Raw genomic sequence first — 23,346 nt, forward strand, 5'->3', positions numbered from 1 at the left:
CATGGATACAGACAAAATAATACAAGATTTAAATCGCAGGTTTGCTGCACCTCTTCCTGAGTTTTATCAGCGTCGTATCATTTTCTGGTACGATGAAGATAAGGAATTTGAGGATAAATTGGATGAAGTGGTTTTAGAAAATGCAAAGGTGATTGCGCTGACAGGAAATAATGCGTTTTCTGTAAAAAAACTGCTTTCAGTAGATGATTTGACCACAAATTATCTGGTTTACAGTCCGTGTGTCTATAACTGCCCTGATGATAACTGGCTTCTGGATGTAGAGCTTTACAGTGAAGAGTTTCGGGCAGATCTGATTTCTATCTGGATGGATGAGATGGGACTTATATCAAATCCGGCAATGAGGAAACAGGTTAAAAACTATCGTGCTTATTTTAATGCGAAAGACCGTCGTTTGAAAGTTAGCACGCAGAATAAAGTTCCGGAAACACCGGCACAGTTACACATGGCTGTCATGGCGGCAATCTGTGGATTGAAAGATGCACAGCCTAATATGATTCTCCGTAGTGTGTTCCAGGCGGGACTGGATTTGAATAATAATACGGTTTATCAGGATTTTGTAAAATATCATGCAGACGCAGCATTTTGGGCGATGGTTCGTCAGGGATGCGGATTTGTGGAGGAGGAACCAGACCTTGGGCGATTGGCAATTCATCTACTTTTAACCGCGGCGACCCGTACCATGCGGCAGGAATATCTTGCCGGACTGGACGGTTTTATTTCCATGCCACATCAGGCATATTGCTATGATTTTATTTCAGAATGGCTTCATAGTGACAACATTCCGCAATTATATGATGTGGCACGTTATGTTGAGGATGAAGCTTGTCTGTATCAGCGTTTTGAAAAGCTGACAGTAGAAGATTTGGTAGGAACAGAGTGCTTTCCGTGTATTAACGAAGTAATTCTGACAAAGCTAATGACAGAGATTAGTGACCATATTATTGATGTGGATACCATTACGAATACCGTTGAAAAACGTAGAACTTGTGTATGGTATGAGCCATTTGAGAATTTTTATGACGGTATCTTACAAGTGGCGAATATGCAAAGTTTCTTTAAGGAACATTCTGCCGGATTCCATACCGCAGAAGCGAAAAGTATCTGGAAAGAATATACTGAGAGTTACTATCAGATGGACACTTATTACCGTTTGTTCCATCTTAGTTTTCAAAAGAGTTTGGAGACTTCCAATATTCTGCTGGATGATTTGTTCAAGCATGTTGTCGATAAGGTGGAAGGACTTTATACGCACTGGTTCTTAGGTGAGTTGGGCAACAACTGGTCGGATGTATGTGCGGATGAACTGGCAACTTACGGTAAAGTTCTGGAAGTACCGCAACAGGAGGATTTTTACCGTTCCCGTATCCAAACCTCGGATACGAAAGTATTTGTAATTATCTCAGATGCCATGCGTTATGAAGTGGCGGCTACGATGGCAGATCAGCTTCAGCGAGAAACGCAAAGCAAGGTTTCTATCAGCAGTATGCAGAGCATCTTTCCTTCTACTACAAAGTTTGGTATGGCAGCTTTGTTGCCGCACAAAGAACTGACAGTAGAGGTTCGGAACGATATTTTGACGGTTTTGGCAGATGGACAGTCTACGGCAAGTACTTATAGGGATAAGGTTCTGAAAACAGAAGATTCGGCAAGCGTGGCTTTAAAGTATAATGACATCATTGCTATGAAACGAGCGGAAAGAAGTGCTTTGGTGAAAGGGATGGATGTGGTCTATATTTACCACGATACCATAGATGAAGCCAGCCACACTTCGGATACTGCTGTTTTTGCTGCCTGTGACAAGGCGATTTCAGAATTGAAGAATCTTGTGCGTATTATCGTAAATGAATTTGGCGGAACAAATATTCTAATTACAGCAGATCATGGATTTCTTTATACATACAGTCCTTTGAAGGAAGAGGACAAAGTAGATAAAAGAGGTTTTTTTGATGTGGATGTAACAAACCCTGACATTACAAAAAAAGAAAGCATCAAGCGATGTGTGGAGTATGGCAGAAGATATGCAATTATGCAGAAGGGTGTGCAACCAGATTACTTGATGCCTGTAAAATTCTTGGGCGGAAATACGGAATTCGATGGATTTGCACCGAGAGAAAGTATTCGTATCAAAATGAATGGCGGCGGTATGAATTTTGTGCATGGTGGTATCAGTTTACAGGAAATGGTTGTTCCGGTGATTGAGTATCATTATCTCCGCAATGATTCTATGGAATATAGGCGAAATAAGCAGAAATATGATACCAAGCCGGTAACGGTCAATTTACTGTCCGCAAACCGTAAGATCAGCAATATGATTTTTTCGTTGAACTTCTATCAAAAAGATGCGGTCAGTACAAATCGTGAAGCAGCAACCTATCAAGTTTATTTTACAGATGAGGACGGCAAACAGATTAGTGATATTCAGAAGATTATTGCAGATAAGACCAGCGATAGCGGTGCAGAAAGAACTTTCCGTTGTCAGTTTAATCTAAAATCTCTAAAATACAGCAATACAGCTACTTATTATCTGGTAATTGCAGATGAACAGGGATTACAGATGCCACAGCGGGAGCCATTCCAGATTGACATCGCCTTTGCGGTGGACGAGTTTGATTTTTTTAGTTAATGCCGCAGGAGGAGAGAAAGATGGAGCAATTTGCAGAGGGTGAAAGTACCCGTGAAGAAATAAAGAACAAGCTCCGTCAGAACTTTGACGGTAAGATTGTTCGGAAAGACCTGACAAAGAAAATTAAAGAAGGGGCGAATGTCCCAGTGTATGTTCTTGAGTTCTTGTTGGGACAGTATTGCAGTTCAGATGATGAGACGGTTATAGAGAAAGGCGTACAGAATGTGAAGCGTATTCTTGCTGACAACTTTGTACGCCCGGATGAATCACAGAAAATTCTGTCTCAGCTGCGTAAAAAAGGCAGTCACACAATCATTGATATGGTGACTGTTCGACTGGATATGAAAAAAGATTGCTTTTTTGCAGAGTTTTCTAATTTGGGCATTGGTAATGTACCGATTGCCGATGAATATCCAGAAAAATTTGATCGCCTGCTCTGCGGCGGTATCTGGTGTATTGTTCAGCTGGATTATGAGGTTGAAGGCGACAATAATTTTGGTATTGAGGACATTGATGGAAATCCACTTCGTTCCAAACAGAAAAAGCAGAAAGATATTTCACCAATCAGTATCCGTAAGCTGACACCGATCCAGATGCCGCACATTGATATTGATGAACTGAAGCAGGGACGAAAAGCTTTTACGAAAGATGAATGGTTGGATATCCTTCTTCGTTCTATCGGCATGGAGCCAGATGAATTTACATACCGTGAGAAATGGTTACTTTTGACCCGTATGATTCCATTAGTTGAAAATAACTTTAATCTTTGTGAGTTGGGACCGAGAAGTACCGGTAAATCTCATCTTTACAAAGAGATTTCACCGAACAGTATTTTAATCTCCGGTGGACAGACGACGGTTGCAAACCTGTTTTACAATATGGGACGCAAAACGGTCGGACTGGTCGGCTTATGGGACTGTGTAGCCTTTGATGAAGTGGCTGGTATCAAGTTTAAAGATAAAGATGGCATTCAGATTATGAAGGATTACATGGCATCCGGCTCTTTTGCCCGTGGCAAAGAAGAAAAAGCTGCTACTGCGTCCATGGTATTTGTGGGAAATATCAATCAGAGTGTAGACGTGCTGTTGAAAACATCCAGTCTGTTTGCACCTTTCCCGCAGGAAATGGGAACAGATACAGCATTTCTTGATCGTATGCACTGTTATCTTCCAGGATGGGAGATACCGAAGTTCAGACCGGAGCATTTTACTAATGATTATGGTTTTATCAGTGACTATTTGGCAGAGTTCATCCGAGAGCTTCGCAAGGAGCAGTATGGAGATGCACTTGATCACTACTTCCGTCTGGGGAGAAATCTGAATCAGCGTGATACAATTGCGGTTCGTCGTATGATAGACGGTTATCTGAAGTTGATGTACCCAAATGGTGAGTTTACCAAAGAAGAACTGGAAGAAATTATTCAGATTGCATTGGAAATGCGTCGCCGTGTCAAGGAGCAATTGAAGAAACTGGGCGGTATGGAATTTTATGATGTAAACTTCTCTTATATAGATCTAGAAGATATGTCAGAACATTATGTTTCCGTACCAGAACAGGGTGGCGGTAAGCTGATACCGGATGGAATGTGTAATCCGGGACAGGTTTATACCGTATCCAGAGGAAAAAGTGGCATGATTGGTGTATTTCGTTTGGAAAGCCAGATGCTTCCAGGCAATGGCAAAATTGAACGGACTGGCTTAGGTAGCGATTCTAAATGCAAGGAAGCTGTGAACACGGCATTTAATTATCTGAAAGCCAACGGCAATCGGATCAGTGGCTCTATCAGCACCTCGACCAAGGATTACATCATCAATTATCAGGATTTGCAGGGTATCGGTATGACAGACAAATTGGCACTTCCAACATTGATTGCACTTTGTTCGATTGCTCTTGGAAAGCCTGTTGTCAGCAACTTGGCAGTGTTGGGAGATATAACAATTAGTGGCACAATGATAAAGGTGGATGAACTTGCCAATACACTTCAGGTGTGTCTGGATAGCGGCGCAAAGAAGGTGCTGATTCCAAGTACATCGTTTGTTGATTTTGCAAGTGTTCCAGCTGATCTGATGAGTGCATTTCAGCTGATTCCGTATCAGAGTGCGGAAGATGCAGTGTTTAAGGCGTTAGGGGTAGAGTAAAATCGAAGATAGGAGGCTACGAATGGCTATTGAGAAGGTAATCATTCAAAATTTTAAGAAGTTTAAAAATCCGTTTGAAGTAAAATTTAATGAAAATATCAATCTTCTGGTTGGTGATAATGAATCTGGAAAATCTACTATTCTTGAAGCCATTCATGTGGCTTTAACGGGTATGTATGCTGGTCGAAATATTAGAAATCAGCTATCAACATATTTATTTAATAGAGAAGCAGTTGAGGAATACCTGGCATCAGTGGAAAATGGACAGCCGATTGCACCTCCAGAAATAATGATTGAGTTATATTTCAAAAGTGGAACATTGCCTGAATATGAAGGAAATGGTAATTCCGAAAAAAGTGATGGTATAGAGGGAATCAGATTCACAATTAGTTTTTCTGATAAATTTAATTCAGAATATGAAAGTTTGCTGAAAACAGAAAAAATTATAAGTTTGCCTATTGAATTTTATGAAGCTAAATGGTTTTCTTTTAGCCGAGATGAAAAAATGCCCAGATTCATACCAATAAAGTCTGTAATGATTGATTCGTCAAATTACAGATACCAAAATGGGTCTGATGTATATATTTCCAGAGTAGTAAAGGATTTCCTTGAACCAGAGGACATAACAGCAATAACACAAGCCCATAGAAATATGATAGATGAGTTTGCACAAAATGAAGCAATTCAGTCAATCAATGAGAAAATTAGTGCAGCGTCTACTGTTATGAATGGAAAATTATCATTGAGTGCCGATCAGGGAGTTCAAAATTCTTGGGAGTCAAGTTTGGTTACGCAGGTGGATGGAATCCCGTTTGCTCATGCTGGAAAAGGTGCACAATGTATCATAAAAACACAATTAGCTTTAAGTCATAAACAGGCAGAAAAAGCAAGTATTATTTTGATTGAAGAACCTGAAAGTCATTTGTCTTTTTCCCGATTAAGCGAACTAATGGGAGTTATTGAAAAGGCTGCATCTGGTAGACAAATTATAGCATCAACGCATAGTAGCTTTGTCGCTAATAAACTCGGACTGGAAAATTTAATTTTGCTTTCAGGCGATAATTGTTGCTCGATGCAATCGCTCAAAAAGGAAACTTTTGAATTTTTCAAAAAAGTGGCAGGTTATGATACACTGCGATTGATTCTTTGTAAAAAATCAATCTTAGTAGAGGGCGATTCAGATGAGCTGGTTGTTCAGCGGGCATATATGGATACTCATGAGGGGCGGCTTCCTATCCAAGATGGAATAGATGTAATGACCGTAGGTGGGGTGACATTTAAGCGGTATCTTGAAATTGCACAGACACTAAACAAAGAAACAGCTGTTGTTACGGATAATGATGGAAATATTGAATCTGTTAAGAAAAAGTACAAAGAATATGAAGAAATACAATGTATTCATATATGTGTTGATGAGGTAGTGGATACAGGTGATTTGAAACTGTCAGATAAGGATTTTAATTATAATACCTTAGAGCCGAAAATATTAAAAGAAAATGGACGAGAAGCAATGAACAATATTTTTGGAACTAACTACGATACGGATGATGAGATGCACAAATATATGCACGCTCATAAGACGGATTGTGCCATAGCAATTTTTGAATCGGCTACGAAAATTAAATATCCTAAGTATATAATGAGGGCGATAAAAAATGAGTAGTCTAATTATTGCGGCGGCAGGGGCAGGAAAAACAACATTTCTTGTAAAGAAGGCATTGGAGATTTCTGAAAATGTTTTGATAACAACTTATACCGATGCTAATGAACAAAGCATTAGAGACAAATTTTACGAAATAAATGGTTGTATTCCATCCAATGTAACTATTATGCCGTGGTTTTCGCTGCTAATCAAGCATGGTATACGACCTTACCAAAGCTATCTTATAAATAATAGGGTATCCGGTGTGTTATTAGTGAATAAGGCAGATAAAAATTTGTTGAGACTAAAGGATACAAATGAGAAAAAATATGTCACGGCTTCCGGTAATGTATATTCAAATATGATTTCAAAATTGCCCTGTGTTTTGGACGAATTATCGAATGGATGTGTATTTCGCAGAATACGAAAAATTTTTTCTTATGTTTTTGTAGATGAAATACAAGATTTTGTTGGATATGATTTAGAAGTTATAAAAAAGTTGCATGAGGTTGGTTGCAACATGACTTTAGTAGGAGATCCTCGTCAGACGACGTATCGAACTCATTATGAAGCAAAATATAAAAAATATGCAGGTGGGAAAATAGTGATTTTTGTGCAGGATAATATTGCCGGAATGAATATTGATACCACAACATTATCGACATCTCATAGAAATAATCAGATTATATGTGATCTTGCAAATCAGATGTATCCTGATATGAAGCCATGCGATTCTGCCATGAATGAAAAAACGGGACATGATGGAATATTTTGGGTTCACGAGAATGATATTGATAAATATATAGATATATATAATCCTGTTCAGTTGCGGTATGATAAAAGAACCAAGGTAAATTCCATCCCAAAAACGATGAATTTTGGATTGTCCAAGGGACTTACTTTTAATAGAGTCTTGATATACCCGACGAAACCAATGCTGGATTGGTTGTCAGGAAAGTCCAAAGACATGAAGGATGAAAGTCTTTCTAAGTTTTATGTTGCAGTGACGAGAGCACGGTATAGTGTGGCTTTTGTATACAAGACAAAACGACTTCCAACTAAAGATATTGGAACAAAGTGGACACCTGATGTATTGGAATAAATAATAGATTGCACGACAAGAAGTAATTTAGTTGTTATAAGTAATAATACTGTGTATTGGGCATAATCTAAGTTTCACTTATGTAGGTGTCTGAGGAAAATTTAATAGGAAAAACATGAAAAAAGCACTGAAAACCGTTTGTCGGGAGATCCATGTAGGTGGACAGCTTGTATATTATGAAGGTGATGAAGGATATTGTTTCCATGATTCAGAAACCAAAATAGATGCAGAAATCAGGGACATTCCTATGACACAGATGGTATATGATGCGTTCCGTAAACAGAGAGAGCTGAACTTGATGCTTGATTTGCAGAGTAATGTGGAGATCGGTGGACGTAGTGGATTCATTTTCAATACAAAGCATGGACGTCCGATTATGCCGGCGGGAGTGAACAGTTTTCTGAAAAACATTGTTAATACCTATAATAAGAAAGAAAGCAAACTGGCAGAAGGAGAGAAGCGAGAGCTGGAGCTGATGCCTCCTATTTCATCGCATACCCTTCGTCATACGGGATGTACCAGACTGGGTGAGAATAATGTCAATCCCAAAGTTATGCAGTATGTGATGGGGTGCTGGATGTTCGGGGGACATCCGTTTAGCACCGGCCGTAGCGGAGCGAAGAACATTCAGATGCACAGATCACAATGAATGTCTACAATCATATTGCAGAGAAGTCTCATGTGGAGAACGAGATGTCTAAAATGAACCTGCCGGAAACCGTACCTGCTGTGGTATAAACCATAAGTCGTTGTCGTAAAATGTGGTAACAAAATCAGACGAATATATTTTTCCAAAGATTTGTCGTAAAAATGTGGTCAAATCAAGAAAATAGAGTGCGAAAGCAAGTGAAAAATCCCTGTGAAGCCCGTAAAATCAAGGCTTCACAATTTTTTCACAAAATAATTAGCACTCACCTATTGTTATTGTGACGTTGGTTTTGTCTAGTTTCATATAGTCTCGTAACGCCCTAGTTACAAGGGCTTCACGGATTTTGAAAATTTGTAGCTGTTCATCAAAAATCGTCATTTTTCAGAAATTTGGGGTCAAAATTGGCGTCAGATAGCACACCAGAGAGAAAAATTAAATATTTTATAGACTACGGAACGTACACTTTTGGCGTTCCTTTTCTATTTCCAGTCGTTCAGAAATGGACGGCTTTTTTCATACCCAAAATCGAAAGGAGAAAGAGAAAATATGAATAAGCTAGTAAAGCGATTGCTGACAGGAACTCTTGCTTTTGCAACCATTCTCACGGCATTACCAGTGACGGCGGTTCATGCTTCCGGCAATCAATACTGGACAGAATCAGCAGAACGTGTCGGATACATTGAACACGTTATGAATGATGGTTCTATCAAATCTACATTCAATGAGGGACACATGAAAGTTGAGGGCGAAACTGCCTACTGCGTGGATATCAACACCAGTTTTAAGAATGGATATAAAACACGTTCTGACGCAAGCACCCGCATGAGTAGCGATCAGATTGCGGACGTTGCTCTTTCCTTAGAGTACGTCAAGCAATATACCGCTTCTCATACGAACTTGAATTACAAACAGGGATACTTGCTGGAACAGTGTGTTGTCTGGCAGAGGTTGAGTGAACAGCTCGGCTGGCAGTGCGATAACGTCAGAGCTTCCTATAATGAAATCTCACAGGCAGTACAGAATGAAGTTTACGCTGGTGCGAAAGCATTTGTGAAAGCAAATAAGGGACGCTATGAATGTGGCGGTTACATCTACACTGGCGAAGGACAGGACATCGGACAGTTCTGGGCGAAGTTAAATGTGGGAAATGCAAAAGTCAAAAAGACTTCTTCCAATCCAACGGTCACAGATGGTAACGCCAGCTATTCCTTTGAGGGTGCGACATTTGGTGTCTATTCTGATAAGGGCTGTAACAGCCAGCTTGCCACACTTACTGCCGATGGAAACGGCGATACCAAAGAAGTTGAGGTAAAAGCCGGAACAGTTTACATCAAAGAGCTTTCTGCTCCAAAGGGTTACAAGCTGGATTCTACTGTCCATGCCTTAAATGTGGAAGTTGGAAAAACAGTGACTTTGACTGTTGCTGACACTCCAAAGGTCACAGAAACTTTGATTGATTTATTTAAAATCGACATGGAAACAGGAAAATCCACTCCACAGGGAACTGCTTCTTTAGAGGGTGCAGAGTTCACATGGAGCTATTATGACGGATACTACAATGCAGACAATCTTCCTGCCAAGGCTACCCGTACATGGACAACCAAAACCGTTGCCGAAAAAGACAGTGACGGAACTATCCATTATGTATCCAGACTTGCCGACAGCTACAAAGTATCCGGCGACAGCTTCTATACACAGGACGGTAAGAATGTACTGCCACTTGGTACACTCACTGTCACAGAAACAAAAGCACCAAACGGCTACTTATTAGATGGTGCATATATGCAGGCTGACGGAAGTTCTGAACAGATTAAGGGGACGTACCTTACACAGATTTCCGAAGATGGCGAACTTGCCATACTTTCTGGAAGTAACCAGTATTCCGTATCTGACAAGGTTATCCGTGGCGGTGTAAAAATCCAGAAACGTGACCTTGAAACAAAGGATACCAAAGCACAGGGAAGTGCGACCTTACAGTACACAGAATTTAATATCATTTCCTTAAATGACAGTCCTGTACTGGTAGAGGGAAAATTATACAACAAGAATGAAACTGTCAAGAAGATTCAGACAGGCGTTGATGGAATTGCTTCTACTTCTGCTGACTTGCTTCCTTACGGAAATTACAGATTAGAAGAAAGCAAAGCACCAGAGGGCTACTTGACAGACGGTGCAAAAACAATCGACTTTTCTATCACGGAAGATGGAAAAATCGTGGACTTGACCGACAAATCTCACTCTGTCTACAACCAGATTAAACGTGGCGATATTGAGGGTGTAAAAATCGGTGCAGGTACACACAAACGTCTTGCAGGTGTTCCATTCAGAATTACAAGCAAGACAACGGGAGAATCCCATATTGTAGTTACTGACAACAACGGTCAGTTCTCCACTGCTTCAAGCTGGGCTTCCCATAAGGTCAATACTAATGCCGGAAAATCCAGTGAGGACGGTGTATGGTTTGGAACTTCTGAACCAGACGACAGCAAAGGTGCATTACTCTATGATACCTATGTGATTGAGGAATTAAAGTGTGATTCCAACGCCGGATTTAAGCTGATTCCAGCCTTTGAGGTGGTCGTATCCAGAAATAAAGTGACCGTAGATTTAGGGACACTTACTGATGAATACGAAAAAGAAATCACAATCCATACCACAGCGACCGACAAGAAAACAGGCGAAAAAATGATTGTTGCCGGAAAAGACATCAAGATCGTGGACAAAGTCACACTTGATGGCTTGGAAACAGGCAGAAAATATAAACTTTCCGGCTGGCAGATGTTAAAGGAAGAAAACGCCGAACTTCTGATTGATGGGAAACGTGTAGACAGTGATTATACCTTTACTGCTGACAGCGAAAAAATGACGGTTAAGATTACTTACAGTTTTGATGGTTCAGCTCTTGGTGGTCAGAACCTTGTTACCTTTGAGGAATTGTACGATATGAGCAATCCGAAAGAGCCTGTCAAGGTTGCCGAACATAAAGACATCAACGATGATGGACAGACTGTTCTTATCACAGAACGTATCATCAAAATCCATACGACCGCTACGGACAAGAACGGCAAGAAAGAAATCGAAGCCGGAAAAGATGTAACGATTGTGGATAAAGTCACATTAGATGGTCTGGAAGTTGGAACAAAATACAAACTTTCCGGCTGGCAGATGTTAAAAGAGAAAAATGCCGAACTTCTGATTGATGGAAAGAAAGTATCCAATAATTATGAGTTTACAGCCGACAATGAAAAAATGACGGTAGAGATTGCCTTTACCTTTGATGGTTCTTCTCTTGGTGGAAAGAGCCTTGTCACATTTGAGGAATTATACGATATGACCAATCCAGACGAACCAAAGAAAGTGACGGAACATAAGGACATTACAGACGATGGACAGACTGTGACAATCAAGGAAGTGCCGGAAATCCCAGACACACCAAAGGATACTGACACGCCGGATACACCATCTACGGTTACTAAGACAAGTGACAGCCCAAAAACAGGCGACAATACCAATATCTATGCTTATCTTGCCATGCTCGGTCTTTCCTGCGTAGGGCTTGGCGGTATGCTTTACTTCAAACGCCGTAGAAAGAAATCATAAGGCGGTAATGTAGCGGTTGGTGGAACGTTCAAGGTCGCCACCCTTTTTGCAACTTCACGCTCCCGTGAAGCTCTGATTTACGGGAGCGTGAAGTCCACTAGGGGCGTGGGGAGTGTAGCTCCCTACAATGTACAGCAGGAAAGAACTTACAAATAGAAAGAAAAGAGGTCAATTATTATGGAATTAAGATTTGTCGTACCAAATATGGAAAAGACATTCGGAAACTTGGAGTTTGCCGGAGAAAACACTACGGAACAGCAGAGAATCAACGGGCGTATGGCTGTCATTAACAGAAGCTACAACCTGTATTCCGATGTGCAGAGAGCCGATGATGTTGTCGTTGTGCTTCCTGCCAAAGCTGGCGAAAAACATTTCTCGCCGGAGCAGAAAGTAAAACTTATCAACCCACGAATCACTACCGATGGCTATAAAATCGGGGAACGTGGATTTGTCAATTACATCTTACTTGCAGACGATATGTTACCAGTGGAAAGTAAATAAGGGGGGATTCAGATTATGAGATTAGCAAATGGAATCGTCATTGATAAAGAAAAGACTTTCGGAGTGTTGAAGTTCTCCGCATTACGCCGTGAAGTTCATGTACAGAATGAAGATGGAACGGTCAGTGAGGAAATCAAGGAGCGTACCTATGATTTAAAATGCAACACACAAGGACGCATGATACAGGTGTCAGTTCCAGCGACTATTCCGTTAAAGGATTATGATTATAATGCCGAAGTAGAACTTATCAATCCTGTTGCGGATACAGTGGCAAATGCAAATTACCGTGGTGCAGATGTGGACTGGTATGTAAAAGCAGACGATATTGTTTTGAAGAACAAAGGCACTCATGCCGGAAATCCACAGAACAATGCTTCACAGCAACCGCCGAAGAAATAAGAGGTGTTAGCGTATGACGTGGAAAAAGAAAGGTAACAGGATTCGTGCCAGTGACAAATCGCTGGTCTATCACTTCTGTATCGGTTGGCTGTTGCTCCTGTTCGTTGCGGTGTTCCTGCTACTGAATCTGCGACAGCTCCTTGTTACAGACTGGAAAGAATTTAACCTGCTCCATGCCGGAATTACTTGGACTGCCTACAACTCCATTACGGTTCTGATAGCGACTGGTATTTGTGTATTGGTCACTTTTCTCTACTACCGTTACGAATATGACCGTATCAAGCGGTTGTTTCACAGGCAAAAACTGGCTCGCATGGTGCTGGAAAATAAATGGTATGAAGCGGAAAACACCAAAGACAGCGGTTTTTTCACTGACCTGCAAAGCAGATCAAGAGAAAAAATCGTGTGGTTTCCAAAGATTTATTATCAAATGGAAAAGGGATTGCTTCATATCCGCTGTGAAATCACAATGGGAAAATATCAAGAACAGCTCCTGTCCTTAGAGGATAAACTGGAATCGGGGCTGTACTGTGAACTGACCGACAAGACACTGCATGACGGCTATATCGAATATACCCTGCTCTATGATATGATAGCGAACCGTATTTCGATTGATGAAGTGATTACTGAAAACGGCGGTCTGCGGTTAATGAAAAATCTGGTGTGGGAATATGATTCACTTCCCCATGCCCTTATCTGCGGTGGTACAGGTGGTGGAAAGACCTATTTTCTGCTGACCATCATTGAAGCCCTGCTTAAAACCAATGCGGATTTATATATTCTTGACCCGAAGAACGCTGACCTTGCGGACTTGGGAACGGTCATGGGAAACGTCTACCACACGAAAGACGATATGATTGACTGCGTCAATGCCTTTTATGAGGGCATGGTCACACGCTCGGAAGAAATGAAACTGCACCCGAATTACCGCACAGGAGAAAACTACGCCTATCTGGGGCTTGCTCCACAGTTCCTTATCTTTGATGAATATGTGGCGTTCTTGGAAATGCTCACGACAAAGGAAAGCACCGCCCTGTTAAGCCAGCTAAAGAAAATTGTCATGCTCGGCAGACAGGCTGGATACTTTCTAATTGTGGCTTGCCAGCGTCCAGACGCAAAGTATTTCGGGGACGGTATCAGAGATAACTTCAACTTCCGTGTGGGGCTTGGTCGCATGAGTGAACTCGGTTACGGTATGCTCTTTGGAAGTGATGTGAAAAAGCAGTTTTTCCAGAAGCGAATCAAAGGGCGTGGATACTGTGATGTGGGAACAAGTGTCATATCAGAATTTTACACTCCCCTTGTACCCAAAGGCTATGATTTCTTAGGTACGATTGGGGAACTTACACACATAAGGCAGGACGGACAAGTGGCGTGCGAAGCGAAAGCCACAGGTACGGACTAGCCTTGCTGGTGTGGCGGTAGCCACGCCAGCATATATCAAGCCCCTCGGTATCTAACAGAGGGGCACAAATCACAAGGAAACATACACAAAAGTTACCGATTCTTGGCTCAAATCAAGCGTTTGGTAGCTTTTTTTACTGCTGTGACATCGGATATAAAATGTCACAGTTTTTTCGTAAAGGGGGTATCGCACTGAATGATACAGAGTGGATACAGGATTTTGCAGACAGACGTTTGCAATACGGTGTATCCCAGACGAAACTTGCGGTCATGGCTGGAATCAGCCGTGAACATTTAAGCCGTATCGAATCCGGCAAGGTGGCAGTCACAGAAGAAATGAAAGTAAAACTTTTGGAAGCTCTGGAAAAATTCAATCCAGAAGCACCGCTTACCATGCTGTTTGATTATGTGAGGATACGGTTTCCGACACTGGATATTGGACATATCATCAAAGATATTTTACAGCTCAATATTCAGTACATGATACATGAGGACTTCGGGCATTACAGTTATACAGAACACTACTACATCGGAGATATTTTCGTATATACTTCTCCCGATGAAGAAAAAGGTGTCCTGCTGGAACTGAAAGGAAAAGGCTGTCGCCAGTTTGAAAGTTATCTGCTGGCACAGGAACGGAGCTGGTATGATTTCCTTATGGACGCTCTGGTGGACGGTGGTGTGATGAAACGCCTTGACCTTGCCATCAATGACCATACAGGAATGTTGGATATTCCAGAACTGACCGAAAAATGCCGGAATGAGGAATGTGTATCGGTGTTCCGTTCCTTTAAGTCCTACGCTTCCGGCGAACTGGTCAAGCATGAGGAACAGGACAAGGCTGGCATGGGCTATACGCTTTATATCGGCTCATTGAAAAGTGAGGTGTACTTCTGTGTCTATGAAAAAAGCTATGAGCAGTACATCAAACTGGGGATTCCCATTGAGGAAGCACCCATAAAAAACAGATTTGAAATACGGTTGAAAAATGAACGTGCTTATTATGCTGTCCGTGACCTGCTGACTTACTATGACGCTGAACGGACGGCATTTTCTATCATCAACCGTTATGTACGCTTTGTGGATAAGGAAGCAGACAAGAAACGGAGCGACTGGAAATTATCTGTCCGCTGGGCGTGGTTCATCGGGGAAAACAGAGAGCCGTTAAAGCTCACGACCAAACCCGAACCCTATACACTGGACAGAACCCTACGCTGGATTCAACGGCAGGTTGACCCGACACTCAAAATGCTGGAAACAATCACAGCGAAAACAGGGATTGATTATCTGAAAGAAATCCGTAAATCCACGAAACTGACGGAAAAGCACTACAAGATAATCGAACAACAGACCACATCAACCGAAGATGTGATTTTAGAAAAGGAGAATTGAAAAATGCAACGATTATTATTTGACTTCCTGTTCTTCTCTTTAGGTGGAACAGTTGGCGTGATTGCCATGTGTATTTTACAGGCTGGCAGACAGTCTGACCGAAAAATGATGGAACTGAAAGGAGAAAAGAAAGTATGAATTTTGGACAGAACCTTTATAACTGGTTTTTAAGCAACGCACAGAGCCTTGTGCTGATGGCGATTGTTGTTATCGGTATCTACTTGGGATTCAAGCGTGAGTTTTCCAAACTTATCGGATTCTTGGTAGTTGCCTTAGTAGCCGTTGGTCTTGTATTCAATGCGTCCGGCGTAAAAGACGTATTGTTACAGTTATTCAATAAGATTATTGGAGCGTAAAGCCTATGGAAGAATGTAGCGTATTGATTGAAACGACCAAATCAGCAGAGGATAAAACCTCTCGCTGGTTTGATTTACCCATTGATTATGAGCTGTTCCGTGACCTGCTCGGTGTGGAAGCTGACAGCAAAGACTATCAAATCACAGATATGAAGCTCCCCTTTGCTGGCGATATTGTAAGGACAACTTCTGTAAGACGATTAAACAAGCTATACTTTGCTTACACGGATTTATCGCCAGAAGTTCAGCAGGCATACAAAGACTTGATTCCTTATTTTGGCGGTGTTGAGGATTTGTTGCAGGAATCCGAAGAATTTTTGTTTTATCCAGAGTGTCACAACATCATGGACGTTGCCCGTTACCGCTTGGAGCATAACATTGAATTTTCTGCTCTTTCCGAAAAAGGAAAGAAATATTTTAATCTGGAAGCCTACGCCCATGAACTGGAAGAAAAAGGACGTTATGCTCTCTGCAACAACGGTATGTTCAAACTTTGACAGGTGGTATTGCTTATGGCAGAAATGAAAGTATTTGTTATCAATCTTGATGAACAGGAAAAAGATACAGGCTGTGCATGGTTTACACTGCCCTGCAACATAGAAACATTAAAACAATCCATTGGCTTACCGCCGGACAGTGACCGTTATCTTATCAGTGATTATGATTTCCCTTTTGAAATCCTGCAAGATACAGACCTTGACCTGTTAAACAATATCTGCCTTGCGATTTCGGAGTGTGAAATTCCACCCGAAGATATACCTTTAATTCAAAGAGAATGGTTTTCAAACCTGCAAGAGCTGGAAGCCGGACTTTGCAATGTTACATACCATCGGAACTGGTCAGGTATAGAAGAAACATCGGAACATTTCTTGTGTGTGCATGGCAGATTTTATGAATACAATGAGTGAAAGGAAGTGACCGCTTATGATTGATGATATGCAAGTCTATATAGCCAATCTTGGCAAGTACAATGAGGGAGAACTGGTCGGGGACTGGTTCTCTTTTCCGTTGGACGAAGAAGTGATTGCAGAACGTATCGGCTTAAATGCAGAGTACGAAGAATACGCAATCCATGATACGGACAACTTCCCGATGGAGATTAGCGAATACATTTCCATCGAAGAACTGAACCGTATCTATGAGCAGTTGGAAGAATTACCGGATTACCTGCTGGACGACTTGGACAGTTTTATATCCTGCTATGGAAGTCTGGAAGAACTGGTGGAACATAAGGACGACATCATTCTGTATTCCGGCTGTGAAACGATGACCGATTTAGCCTACTATCTGATTGATGAAGAACAGGTACTCGGAGAAATCCCGTCCTCTTTACAGAACTATATCGACTACGAAGCCTACGGGCGTGACCTCGATATAGAGGGGACATTTATTGCAACAAACGCTGGTATCTGTGAGGTACTGCGTTAAGGGCTGGCAGATCAGCACCGCCACTGGTGCTACTGTCAGCTTTTCTCTTGGGGACAGTCTGGGAAATCCGGCTGTCCCTATTGTTATAAAAATGAAGAAAGGAGCATTTACAAGTGAAGAAAATCCGAAGTTATACAAGTATCTGGAACGTGGAAAAGGTACTGTATGCCATCAATGATGTAAACCTGCCATTCCCTGTGACCTTTACCCAGATTACATGGTTCGTGCTGACGGAATTTATCATCATTCTGTTTGCAGATGTACCGCCACTTTCCATGATTGAGGGAGCATTTTTAAAATATTTCGGGATTCCCGTTGCCCTCACATGGTTTATGTCACAGAAAACCTTTGACGGGAAAAAGCCATACAGTTACATCAAGACGATGGTGCTGTATGCTCTGCGTCCCAAAGTGACTTATGCCGGAAAAGCCGTGAACCTACATAAGCAGAAATTTGAGGAAACTATCACGGCAGTAAGGAGTGTGACCTATGTTCCCGATTAAATATATCGACAATAACCTTGTCTGGAATAAGGACAATGAGGTGTTCGCCTACTATGAGCTGATACCGTACAATTATTCATTCTTATCCCCAGAACAGAAATACCTTGTGCATGACAGCTTCCGTCAGCTTATCGCACAGTCCCGTGAGGGAAAGATTCATGCGTTGCAGATTGCAACCGAAAGCTCAATCCGAAGCATACAGGAACAGTCAAAGAAGCTGGTAACTGGAAAGCTCCGTGAGGTAGCAATCCAAAAGATAGACGACCAGACCGAAGCCCTTGTATCCATGATAGGCGACAATCAAGTGGATTACCGTTTCTTTCTGGGATTCAAGCTCATGGTCACAGAGGACGAAGTCAATCTGAAGAACATCAAAAAATCGGTATTTCTGACATTCCGTGAGTTTTTGAATGAGGTAAGGCACACGCTGATGAATGACTTTGTTTCCATGAGCAATGATGAAATCAACCGTTATGCGAAGATGGAAAAACTGCTGGAAAACAAAATCTCCCGTAGATTCAAAATCCGCCGACTGGAAGCCAAAGATTTTGCCTATCTGATGGAACACCTCTACGGCAGGGACGGGATAGCCTATGAAGATTATGTGTATCCTCTTCCAAAAAGAAAATTAAAAAGAGAAACACTAATTAAGTATTATGACCTTATCCGTCCTACCCGTTGCGTGGTGGAAGAAAGCCAGCGATATTTGCGTCTGGAACATGAGGACAGTGAAAGCTATGTGTCCTACTTTACGGTCAATGCGATTGTCGGAGAACTGGACTTTCCATCTTCGGAAATCTTTTATTTCCAGCAACAGCAGTTCACATTCCCTGTGGATACGTCCATGAATGTTGAGATTGTCGGAAATAAGAAAGCCTTAACCACTGTCCGTAATAAGAAAAAGGAATTAAAGGACTTGGACAATCACGCCTATCAAGCCGGAAATGAAACAAGTTCAAATGTGGTGGAAGCCTTAGACAGTGTCGATGAACTGGAAACAGATTTAGACCAGAGCAAGGAAAGTATGTACAAGTTAAGTTACGTCATACGGGTATCTGCACCCGATCTTGACGAACTGAAACGCCGTTGTGATGAAGTCAAGGACTTTTACGATGATTTGAACGTGAAGCTGGTACGTCCTGCCGGAGATATGATGGGACTGCATGGAGAGTTTCTTCCAGCCAGCAAGCGTTATATCAATGATTATATCCAGTATGTGAAATCCGATTTTTTAGCCGGACTTGGCTTCGGTGCTACCCAGATGTTGGGCGAAAATACAGGAATCTATATCGGATATTCCGTGGATACGGGAAGAAATATCTACCTGCAACCGTCCCTTGCCAGTCAAGGGGTAAAAGGTACGGTCACAAATGCGTTGGCTTCTGCTTTTGTCGGTTCGCTTGGTGGTGGAAAATCATTCTGTAATAACCTGCTGGTGTATTATTCCGTTCTGTTCGGTGGACAGGCAGTTATCCTAGACCCGAAAAGTGAGCGTGGGAACTGGAAAGAAACACTGCCGGAGATTGCAGAGGAAATCAACATTGTAAACATTACCAGTGATTCCAGCAATCAAGGACTGTTAGACCCGTATGTGATTATGAAAGATGTCAAGGACGCTGAAAGTCTTGCCATCGACATTCTGACATTCCTTACAGGAATTTCTTCAAGGGACGGCGAAAAGTTCCCTGTCCTTAGAAAAGCTGTCCGCACGGTATCCCAGAACACAAACCACGGGCTGTTGCAGGTCATTGAGGAACTGCGAAAAGAGGATACCGCCGTATCCCGTAACATTGCAGACCATATCGAAAGTTTTACGGACTATGATTTTGCACAGCTTTTGTTCTCGGACGGTTCGGTGGAAAATGCAATCAGTCTGGATAACCAGCTCAACATTATACAGGTTGCAGATTTGGTTCTGCCGGATAAGGATACTACCTTTGAGGAATACACGACCATTGAACTGTTGTCGGTATCCATCTTAATTGTTATCAGTACCTTTGCCCTTGACTTTATTCACAGTGACCGAAGCATTTTTAAAATCGTGGATTTGGACGAAGCATGGGCGTTCTTAAATGTGGCACAGGGCGAAACACTCTCAAATAAACTGGTGCGTGCTGGTAGAGCCATGAACGCCGGAGTCTATTTCGTGACACAATCCTCTGGGGACGTATCGAAAGAAAGTCTGAAAAATAACATCGGTTTAAAGTTTGCTTTCCGCTCCACAGATACCAATGAAATCAAGCAGACCTTAGAGTTTTTCGGGCTGGACAGTGAGGACGAAAACAACCAGAAACGGTTGAGGGATTTGGAGAACGGACAATGCTTAATGCAGGATTTATACGGGCGTGTCGGTGTGGTACAGATACACCCTGTCTTTGTAGAACTGCTCCATGCCTTTGATACCAGACCGCCGATAAAAAGTGAGGTGGATTTGGAATGATGAAATCTGTCACAAAAGAAAAGGTATTCCATGTACTGAAACTGGTTCTGCTCGCCGTGACCGTTACGCTGGTACTGCTGTCCCTACTTGGGACGGTAGCTCATGCGTCTGGACTGGTCGATGATACGGTCAATGCAGACAACCTGTATTCAAAGTATCCGCTTTCCAACTATCAGCTTGATTTCTATGTGGACAATAGCTGGTCTTGGCTACCGTGGAACTGGCTGGACGGCATTGGAAAATCGGTGCAGTACGGGCTTTACTGTATCACAAATTTTGTCTGGACAATCAGCCTGTATCTTAGCAATGCCACAGGATATGTGGTGCAACAGGCGTATAAGCTGGACTTCATCAATGACATGGCAGATGGTATCGGGAAAAGTATCCAGGCACTTGCCGGAGTGACCGAACATGGATTTTCCAGCAGTGGATTCTATGTGGGATTCCTGCTCATTATCATTCTGATTGTAGGTGTTTACACCGCCTATACAGGGCTTCTCAAACGGGAAACAAGCAAAGCACTTCACGCTGTTATCAACTTTGTGGTGGTGTTCATTGTGTCTGCGTCCTTTATTGCTTATGCTCCCAACTACATACAGAAAATCAATGATTTCAGTTCGGACATCAGCACCGCTTCTCTGGACTTGGGGACAAAAATCATGCTCCCAGATTCACAAAGCAAAGGCAAGGACAGTGTAGACCTTATCCGTGACAGCCTGTTTGCGATACAGGTAGAAAAACCGTGGCTGTTATTGCAATTCGGGAACAGCGATACCGAAGAAATCGGGGCTGAACGTGTGGAAGCTCTGGTATCTGCAAGCCCGTCCGATGAAGATGGGGAAACAAGGGAAAATGTTGTGAAAACAGAGATTGAGGATAACGACAATGATAACCTTACTATTCCACAGGTCGTCAACCGTCTGGGTATGGTGTTCTTCCTGCTCATTTTCAATCTCGGTATCACAATCTTTATCTTCCTGCTTACCGGAATGATGTTATTTTCCCAGATACTATTTATCATATATGCCATGTTTCTACCTATCAGTTTTTTACTGTCCATGATACCAACCTATGAGAACATGGCGAAACAGGCAGTTGTCCGTGTATTCAATGCCATTATGACAAGAGCCGGAATCACACTGATTGTGACTGTGGCATTTTCGATTTCCAGTATGTTCTACAACATTTCCACGGATTACCCGTTCTTCATGGTGGCATTTTTGCAGATAATCTGCTTTGCCGGAATCTATATGAAACTCGGAGAACTAATGAGTATGTTCAGCCTTAATGCCAATGACAGCCAGCAGATAGGTCGCCGGATTTTCCGTAGACCGATGGTGTTCATGCGACACAGGGCAAGACGTATGGAACACAGGATTGCAAGGGCTGTCGGTGCTGGAAGTGTTGCAGGTGCGATGGCTGGTGCAAGTGTTGCTAGAGCCGGAAAGCCAGCAACGAACCAACCGCCAAAGAAACGTGAAAATACCTCTTCCAGCATGGGAAGCCGTGTCGGTTCTGCGGTAGGTGCTGTGATGGATACGAAAAATAAAGTCCGTGACAGTGCTTCCTCTCTGAAAGAAAATGTGAAAGACTTGCCGACACAGGCTGGTTATGCTGTCCACTCTGCAAAACAGAAAGCAAAGGATAATGTATCAGACTTTAAGCGTGGCGTTGTGGAAGAACGGGAAAACCGACAGGAACAGCGTACACAGAAACGCAATCTGCACAGGGAAAATATCTCACAGAAAAAACAGGAATTGCAGAAAGCACAGGAAGCAAGACAGACAGTTCATGCGAATGGATCAGCGACAGCCGGAGCTACCAGAAGCCATGAACGCCCTGTTGCCACACCTGTTCCAAAACCAGCACAAACCGATATAGTTACGAAGCCGGATATGAAACGTCCTGCTACTTCTCCTGTGATAAAAAATGCAGAAATCAAGGCTGGAAAAGAAACCGTCCAAACCAATATCAGACAGGAACAGCAGGTTAAATCTGTTGCCAGAGCGAACCAGCCAAACGTAGCAGAATCCATCAGCAATCATAAGAAATCTACAGTACAGAAAACACAGGTCAACCAAAAACAAAATCGTAAGACTGTTACGAAGCAACCAGAGAAAGGACGGAAGAAATGAGATTAAAGCGTATCCTTATCATAGGTACGATATTTCCTGTCCTTTTCTCCATCATTCTCTTTTTCGGGATATTGATTTCCGGCGAAGATGACGACAGTTCCAACAGTTATTTGCCTGTCTATTCTGGCATGAACCTGTCAGCCGATGTCCTCAGACATCAGCCAATGGTAGAAAAATACGCCAGAGAAAACGGTATCTCGGAGTATGTGAACGTCCTGCTTGCTATCATACAGGTGGAAAGTGGCGGTACAGCTACCGATGTCATGCAGTCCAGTGAAAGTCTGGGGCTACCGCCGAACTCATTAAGTACAGAGGATTCTATCAAGCAGGGGTGTAAATATTTTGCGTCCCTGCTTTCTTCCTGTAAAGCCAAAGGCATGACGGACATTAACGTAGTTATTCAATCTTATAACTATGGTGGTGGCTATGCAGACTATGTTGCGAAGAATGGGAAAAAGCACAGCTTCAATCTTGCAGAGAATTTCGCAAAGAATAAATCCGGCGGTACAAAAGTGACCTATACAAATCCGATAGCTGTCAGTAAAAATGGTGGCTGGCGTTATAACTACGGAAATATGTTTTATGTGGAGCTGGTCAACCAATATCTGACTGTAAAGCAGTTCAGCAACGCAACCGTACAGGCGGTTATGAATGAAGCATTGAAATATCAAGGCTGGAAATATGTCTATGGTGGCAGTAATCCGAACACCTCTTTTGACTGTTCTGGTCTTACCCAGTGGTGCTACGGAAAAGCCGGAATTAGTTTGCCACGAACCGCACAGGCACAGTATGACGCAACACAGCATATCCCATTGTCACAGGCACAGGCTGGCGATTTGGTATTTTTCCATTCCACTTACAATACCAGTGACTATGTTACCCATGTGGGTATTTATGCTGGAAATAATCAGATGTACCATGCCGGAAATCCCATTGGTTATACCGATTTGACCTCTGCCTACTGGCAACAGCACATCATTTGTGCCGGAAGAATTAAGCAATAGAAAGGACTT

The 23,346-nt window shown here is 42.3% G+C and carries 19 protein-coding genes; all 19 read left to right on the forward strand.

Annotation, left to right across the window (positions count from 1 at the left end):
• Nucleotide 1 precedes the first annotated feature (1 nt).
• The 19 genes from pglZ (at nt 2) to DW915_RS10810 (ending at nt 23,337) form a co-directional block, all read left to right on the forward strand.
• Nucleotides 2-2,644, forward strand: coding sequence for a BREX-1 system phosphatase PglZ type A (pglZ, locus tag DW915_RS10715; RefSeq protein WP_118742114.1), 2,643 nt, complete (start codon nt 2-4; stop codon nt 2,642-2,644).
• Nucleotides 2,645-2,664: 20 nt separating this feature from the next.
• Nucleotides 2,665-4,782, forward strand: coding sequence for a protease Lon-related BREX system protein BrxL (brxL, locus tag DW915_RS10720; RefSeq protein ID WP_118742115.1), 2,118 nt, complete (start codon nt 2,665-2,667; stop codon nt 4,780-4,782).
• Between the two features lie 22 nt (nt 4,783-4,804).
• Complete coding sequence (locus tag DW915_RS10725; RefSeq protein WP_118742116.1) at nt 4,805-6,445, forward strand: ATP-dependent nuclease; 1,641 nt, start codon at nt 4,805-4,807, stop codon at nt 6,443-6,445.
• A complete protein-coding gene (locus DW915_RS10730) occupies nt 6,438-7,526 on the forward strand; it encodes a UvrD-helicase domain-containing protein (protein WP_118742117.1) in 1,089 nt (362 codons plus the stop codon). Before DW915_RS10725 ends, DW915_RS10730 begins: the two co-directional genes overlap by 8 nt.
• Nucleotides 7,527-7,641: 115 nt before the next feature.
• Nucleotides 7,642-8,175, forward strand: coding sequence for a tyrosine-type recombinase/integrase (locus tag DW915_RS10735; protein ID WP_243033820.1), 534 nt, complete (start codon nt 7,642-7,644; stop codon nt 8,173-8,175).
• A gap of 546 nt (nt 8,176-8,721) precedes the next feature.
• Nucleotides 8,722-11,775 (forward strand): VaFE repeat-containing surface-anchored protein, encoded by a 3,054-nt coding sequence (locus DW915_RS10740; protein WP_118742118.1) that lies wholly within the window; start codon nt 8,722-8,724, stop codon nt 11,773-11,775.
• Between the two features lie 177 nt (nt 11,776-11,952).
• Nucleotides 11,953-12,276: a YdcP family protein gene (locus DW915_RS10745; RefSeq protein ID WP_055200570.1), complete on the forward strand. Its 324-nt coding sequence runs from the start codon at nt 11,953-11,955 to the stop codon at nt 12,274-12,276.
• Nucleotides 12,277-12,291: 15 nt separating this feature from the next.
• A complete protein-coding gene (locus DW915_RS10750) occupies nt 12,292-12,675 on the forward strand; it encodes a YdcP family protein (protein ID WP_118742119.1) in 384 nt (127 codons plus the stop codon).
• 13 nt (nt 12,676-12,688) lie between these two features.
• Nucleotides 12,689-14,080 (forward strand): FtsK/SpoIIIE domain-containing protein, encoded by a 1,392-nt coding sequence (locus DW915_RS10755; RefSeq protein WP_118742120.1) that lies wholly within the window; start codon nt 12,689-12,691, stop codon nt 14,078-14,080.
• Between the two features lie 158 nt (nt 14,081-14,238).
• Nucleotides 14,239-15,471: a MobT family relaxase gene (mobT, locus tag DW915_RS10760; protein WP_005423183.1), complete on the forward strand. Its 1,233-nt coding sequence runs from the start codon at nt 14,239-14,241 to the stop codon at nt 15,469-15,471.
• A gap of 3 nt (nt 15,472-15,474) precedes the next feature.
• Complete coding sequence (locus DW915_RS10765) at nt 15,475-15,609, forward strand: DUF3789 domain-containing protein (protein ID WP_005423185.1); 135 nt, start codon at nt 15,475-15,477, stop codon at nt 15,607-15,609.
• Nucleotides 15,606-15,827 carry a hypothetical protein gene (locus DW915_RS10770; protein ID WP_004844214.1) on the forward strand — a complete coding sequence of 74 codons (222 nt, stop codon included), beginning with the start codon at nt 15,606-15,608 and terminating at the stop codon, nt 15,825-15,827. Before DW915_RS10765 ends, DW915_RS10770 begins: the two co-directional genes overlap by 4 nt.
• A 5-nt stretch (nt 15,828-15,832) precedes the next feature.
• Nucleotides 15,833-16,324 (forward strand): antirestriction protein ArdA, encoded by a 492-nt coding sequence (locus DW915_RS10775; protein ID WP_005423187.1) that lies wholly within the window; start codon nt 15,833-15,835, stop codon nt 16,322-16,324.
• A gap of 15 nt (nt 16,325-16,339) precedes the next feature.
• Nucleotides 16,340-16,735, forward strand: a complete 396-nt coding sequence (locus tag DW915_RS10780; protein WP_005423189.1) for a hypothetical protein — start codon at nt 16,340-16,342, stop codon at nt 16,733-16,735.
• A 16-nt stretch (nt 16,736-16,751) separates the two neighbouring features.
• Nucleotides 16,752-17,255, forward strand: a complete 504-nt coding sequence (locus DW915_RS10785) for an antirestriction protein ArdA (RefSeq protein WP_005423194.1) — start codon at nt 16,752-16,754, stop codon at nt 17,253-17,255.
• A gap of 113 nt (nt 17,256-17,368) precedes the next feature.
• Nucleotides 17,369-17,758, forward strand: coding sequence for a conjugal transfer protein (locus DW915_RS10795; RefSeq protein WP_005611098.1), 390 nt, complete (start codon nt 17,369-17,371; stop codon nt 17,756-17,758).
• Entirely contained in the window at nt 17,745-20,198 is a 2,454-nt protein-coding gene (locus tag DW915_RS10800) for an ATP-binding protein (protein WP_118742121.1), read from the forward strand. Before DW915_RS10795 ends, DW915_RS10800 begins: the two co-directional genes overlap by 14 nt.
• Nucleotides 20,195-22,333, forward strand: a complete 2,139-nt coding sequence (locus tag DW915_RS10805; protein ID WP_005423201.1) for a CD3337/EF1877 family mobilome membrane protein — start codon at nt 20,195-20,197, stop codon at nt 22,331-22,333. Before DW915_RS10800 ends, DW915_RS10805 begins: the two co-directional genes overlap by 4 nt.
• On the forward strand, nt 22,330-23,337 hold the full coding sequence (locus DW915_RS10810) for a bifunctional lytic transglycosylase/C40 family peptidase (RefSeq protein ID WP_005423202.1): 1,008 nt from the start codon (nt 22,330-22,332) through the stop codon (nt 23,335-23,337). The genes DW915_RS10805 and DW915_RS10810 overlap by 4 nt, the downstream gene beginning before the upstream one ends.
• The last annotated feature ends 9 nt before the right edge of the window (nt 23,338-23,346 follow it).

The organism is Blautia sp. AM42-2 (assembly GCF_003480245.1).
Lineage (GTDB): Bacteria > Bacillota > Clostridia > Lachnospirales > Lachnospiraceae > Fusicatenibacter > Fusicatenibacter saccharivorans.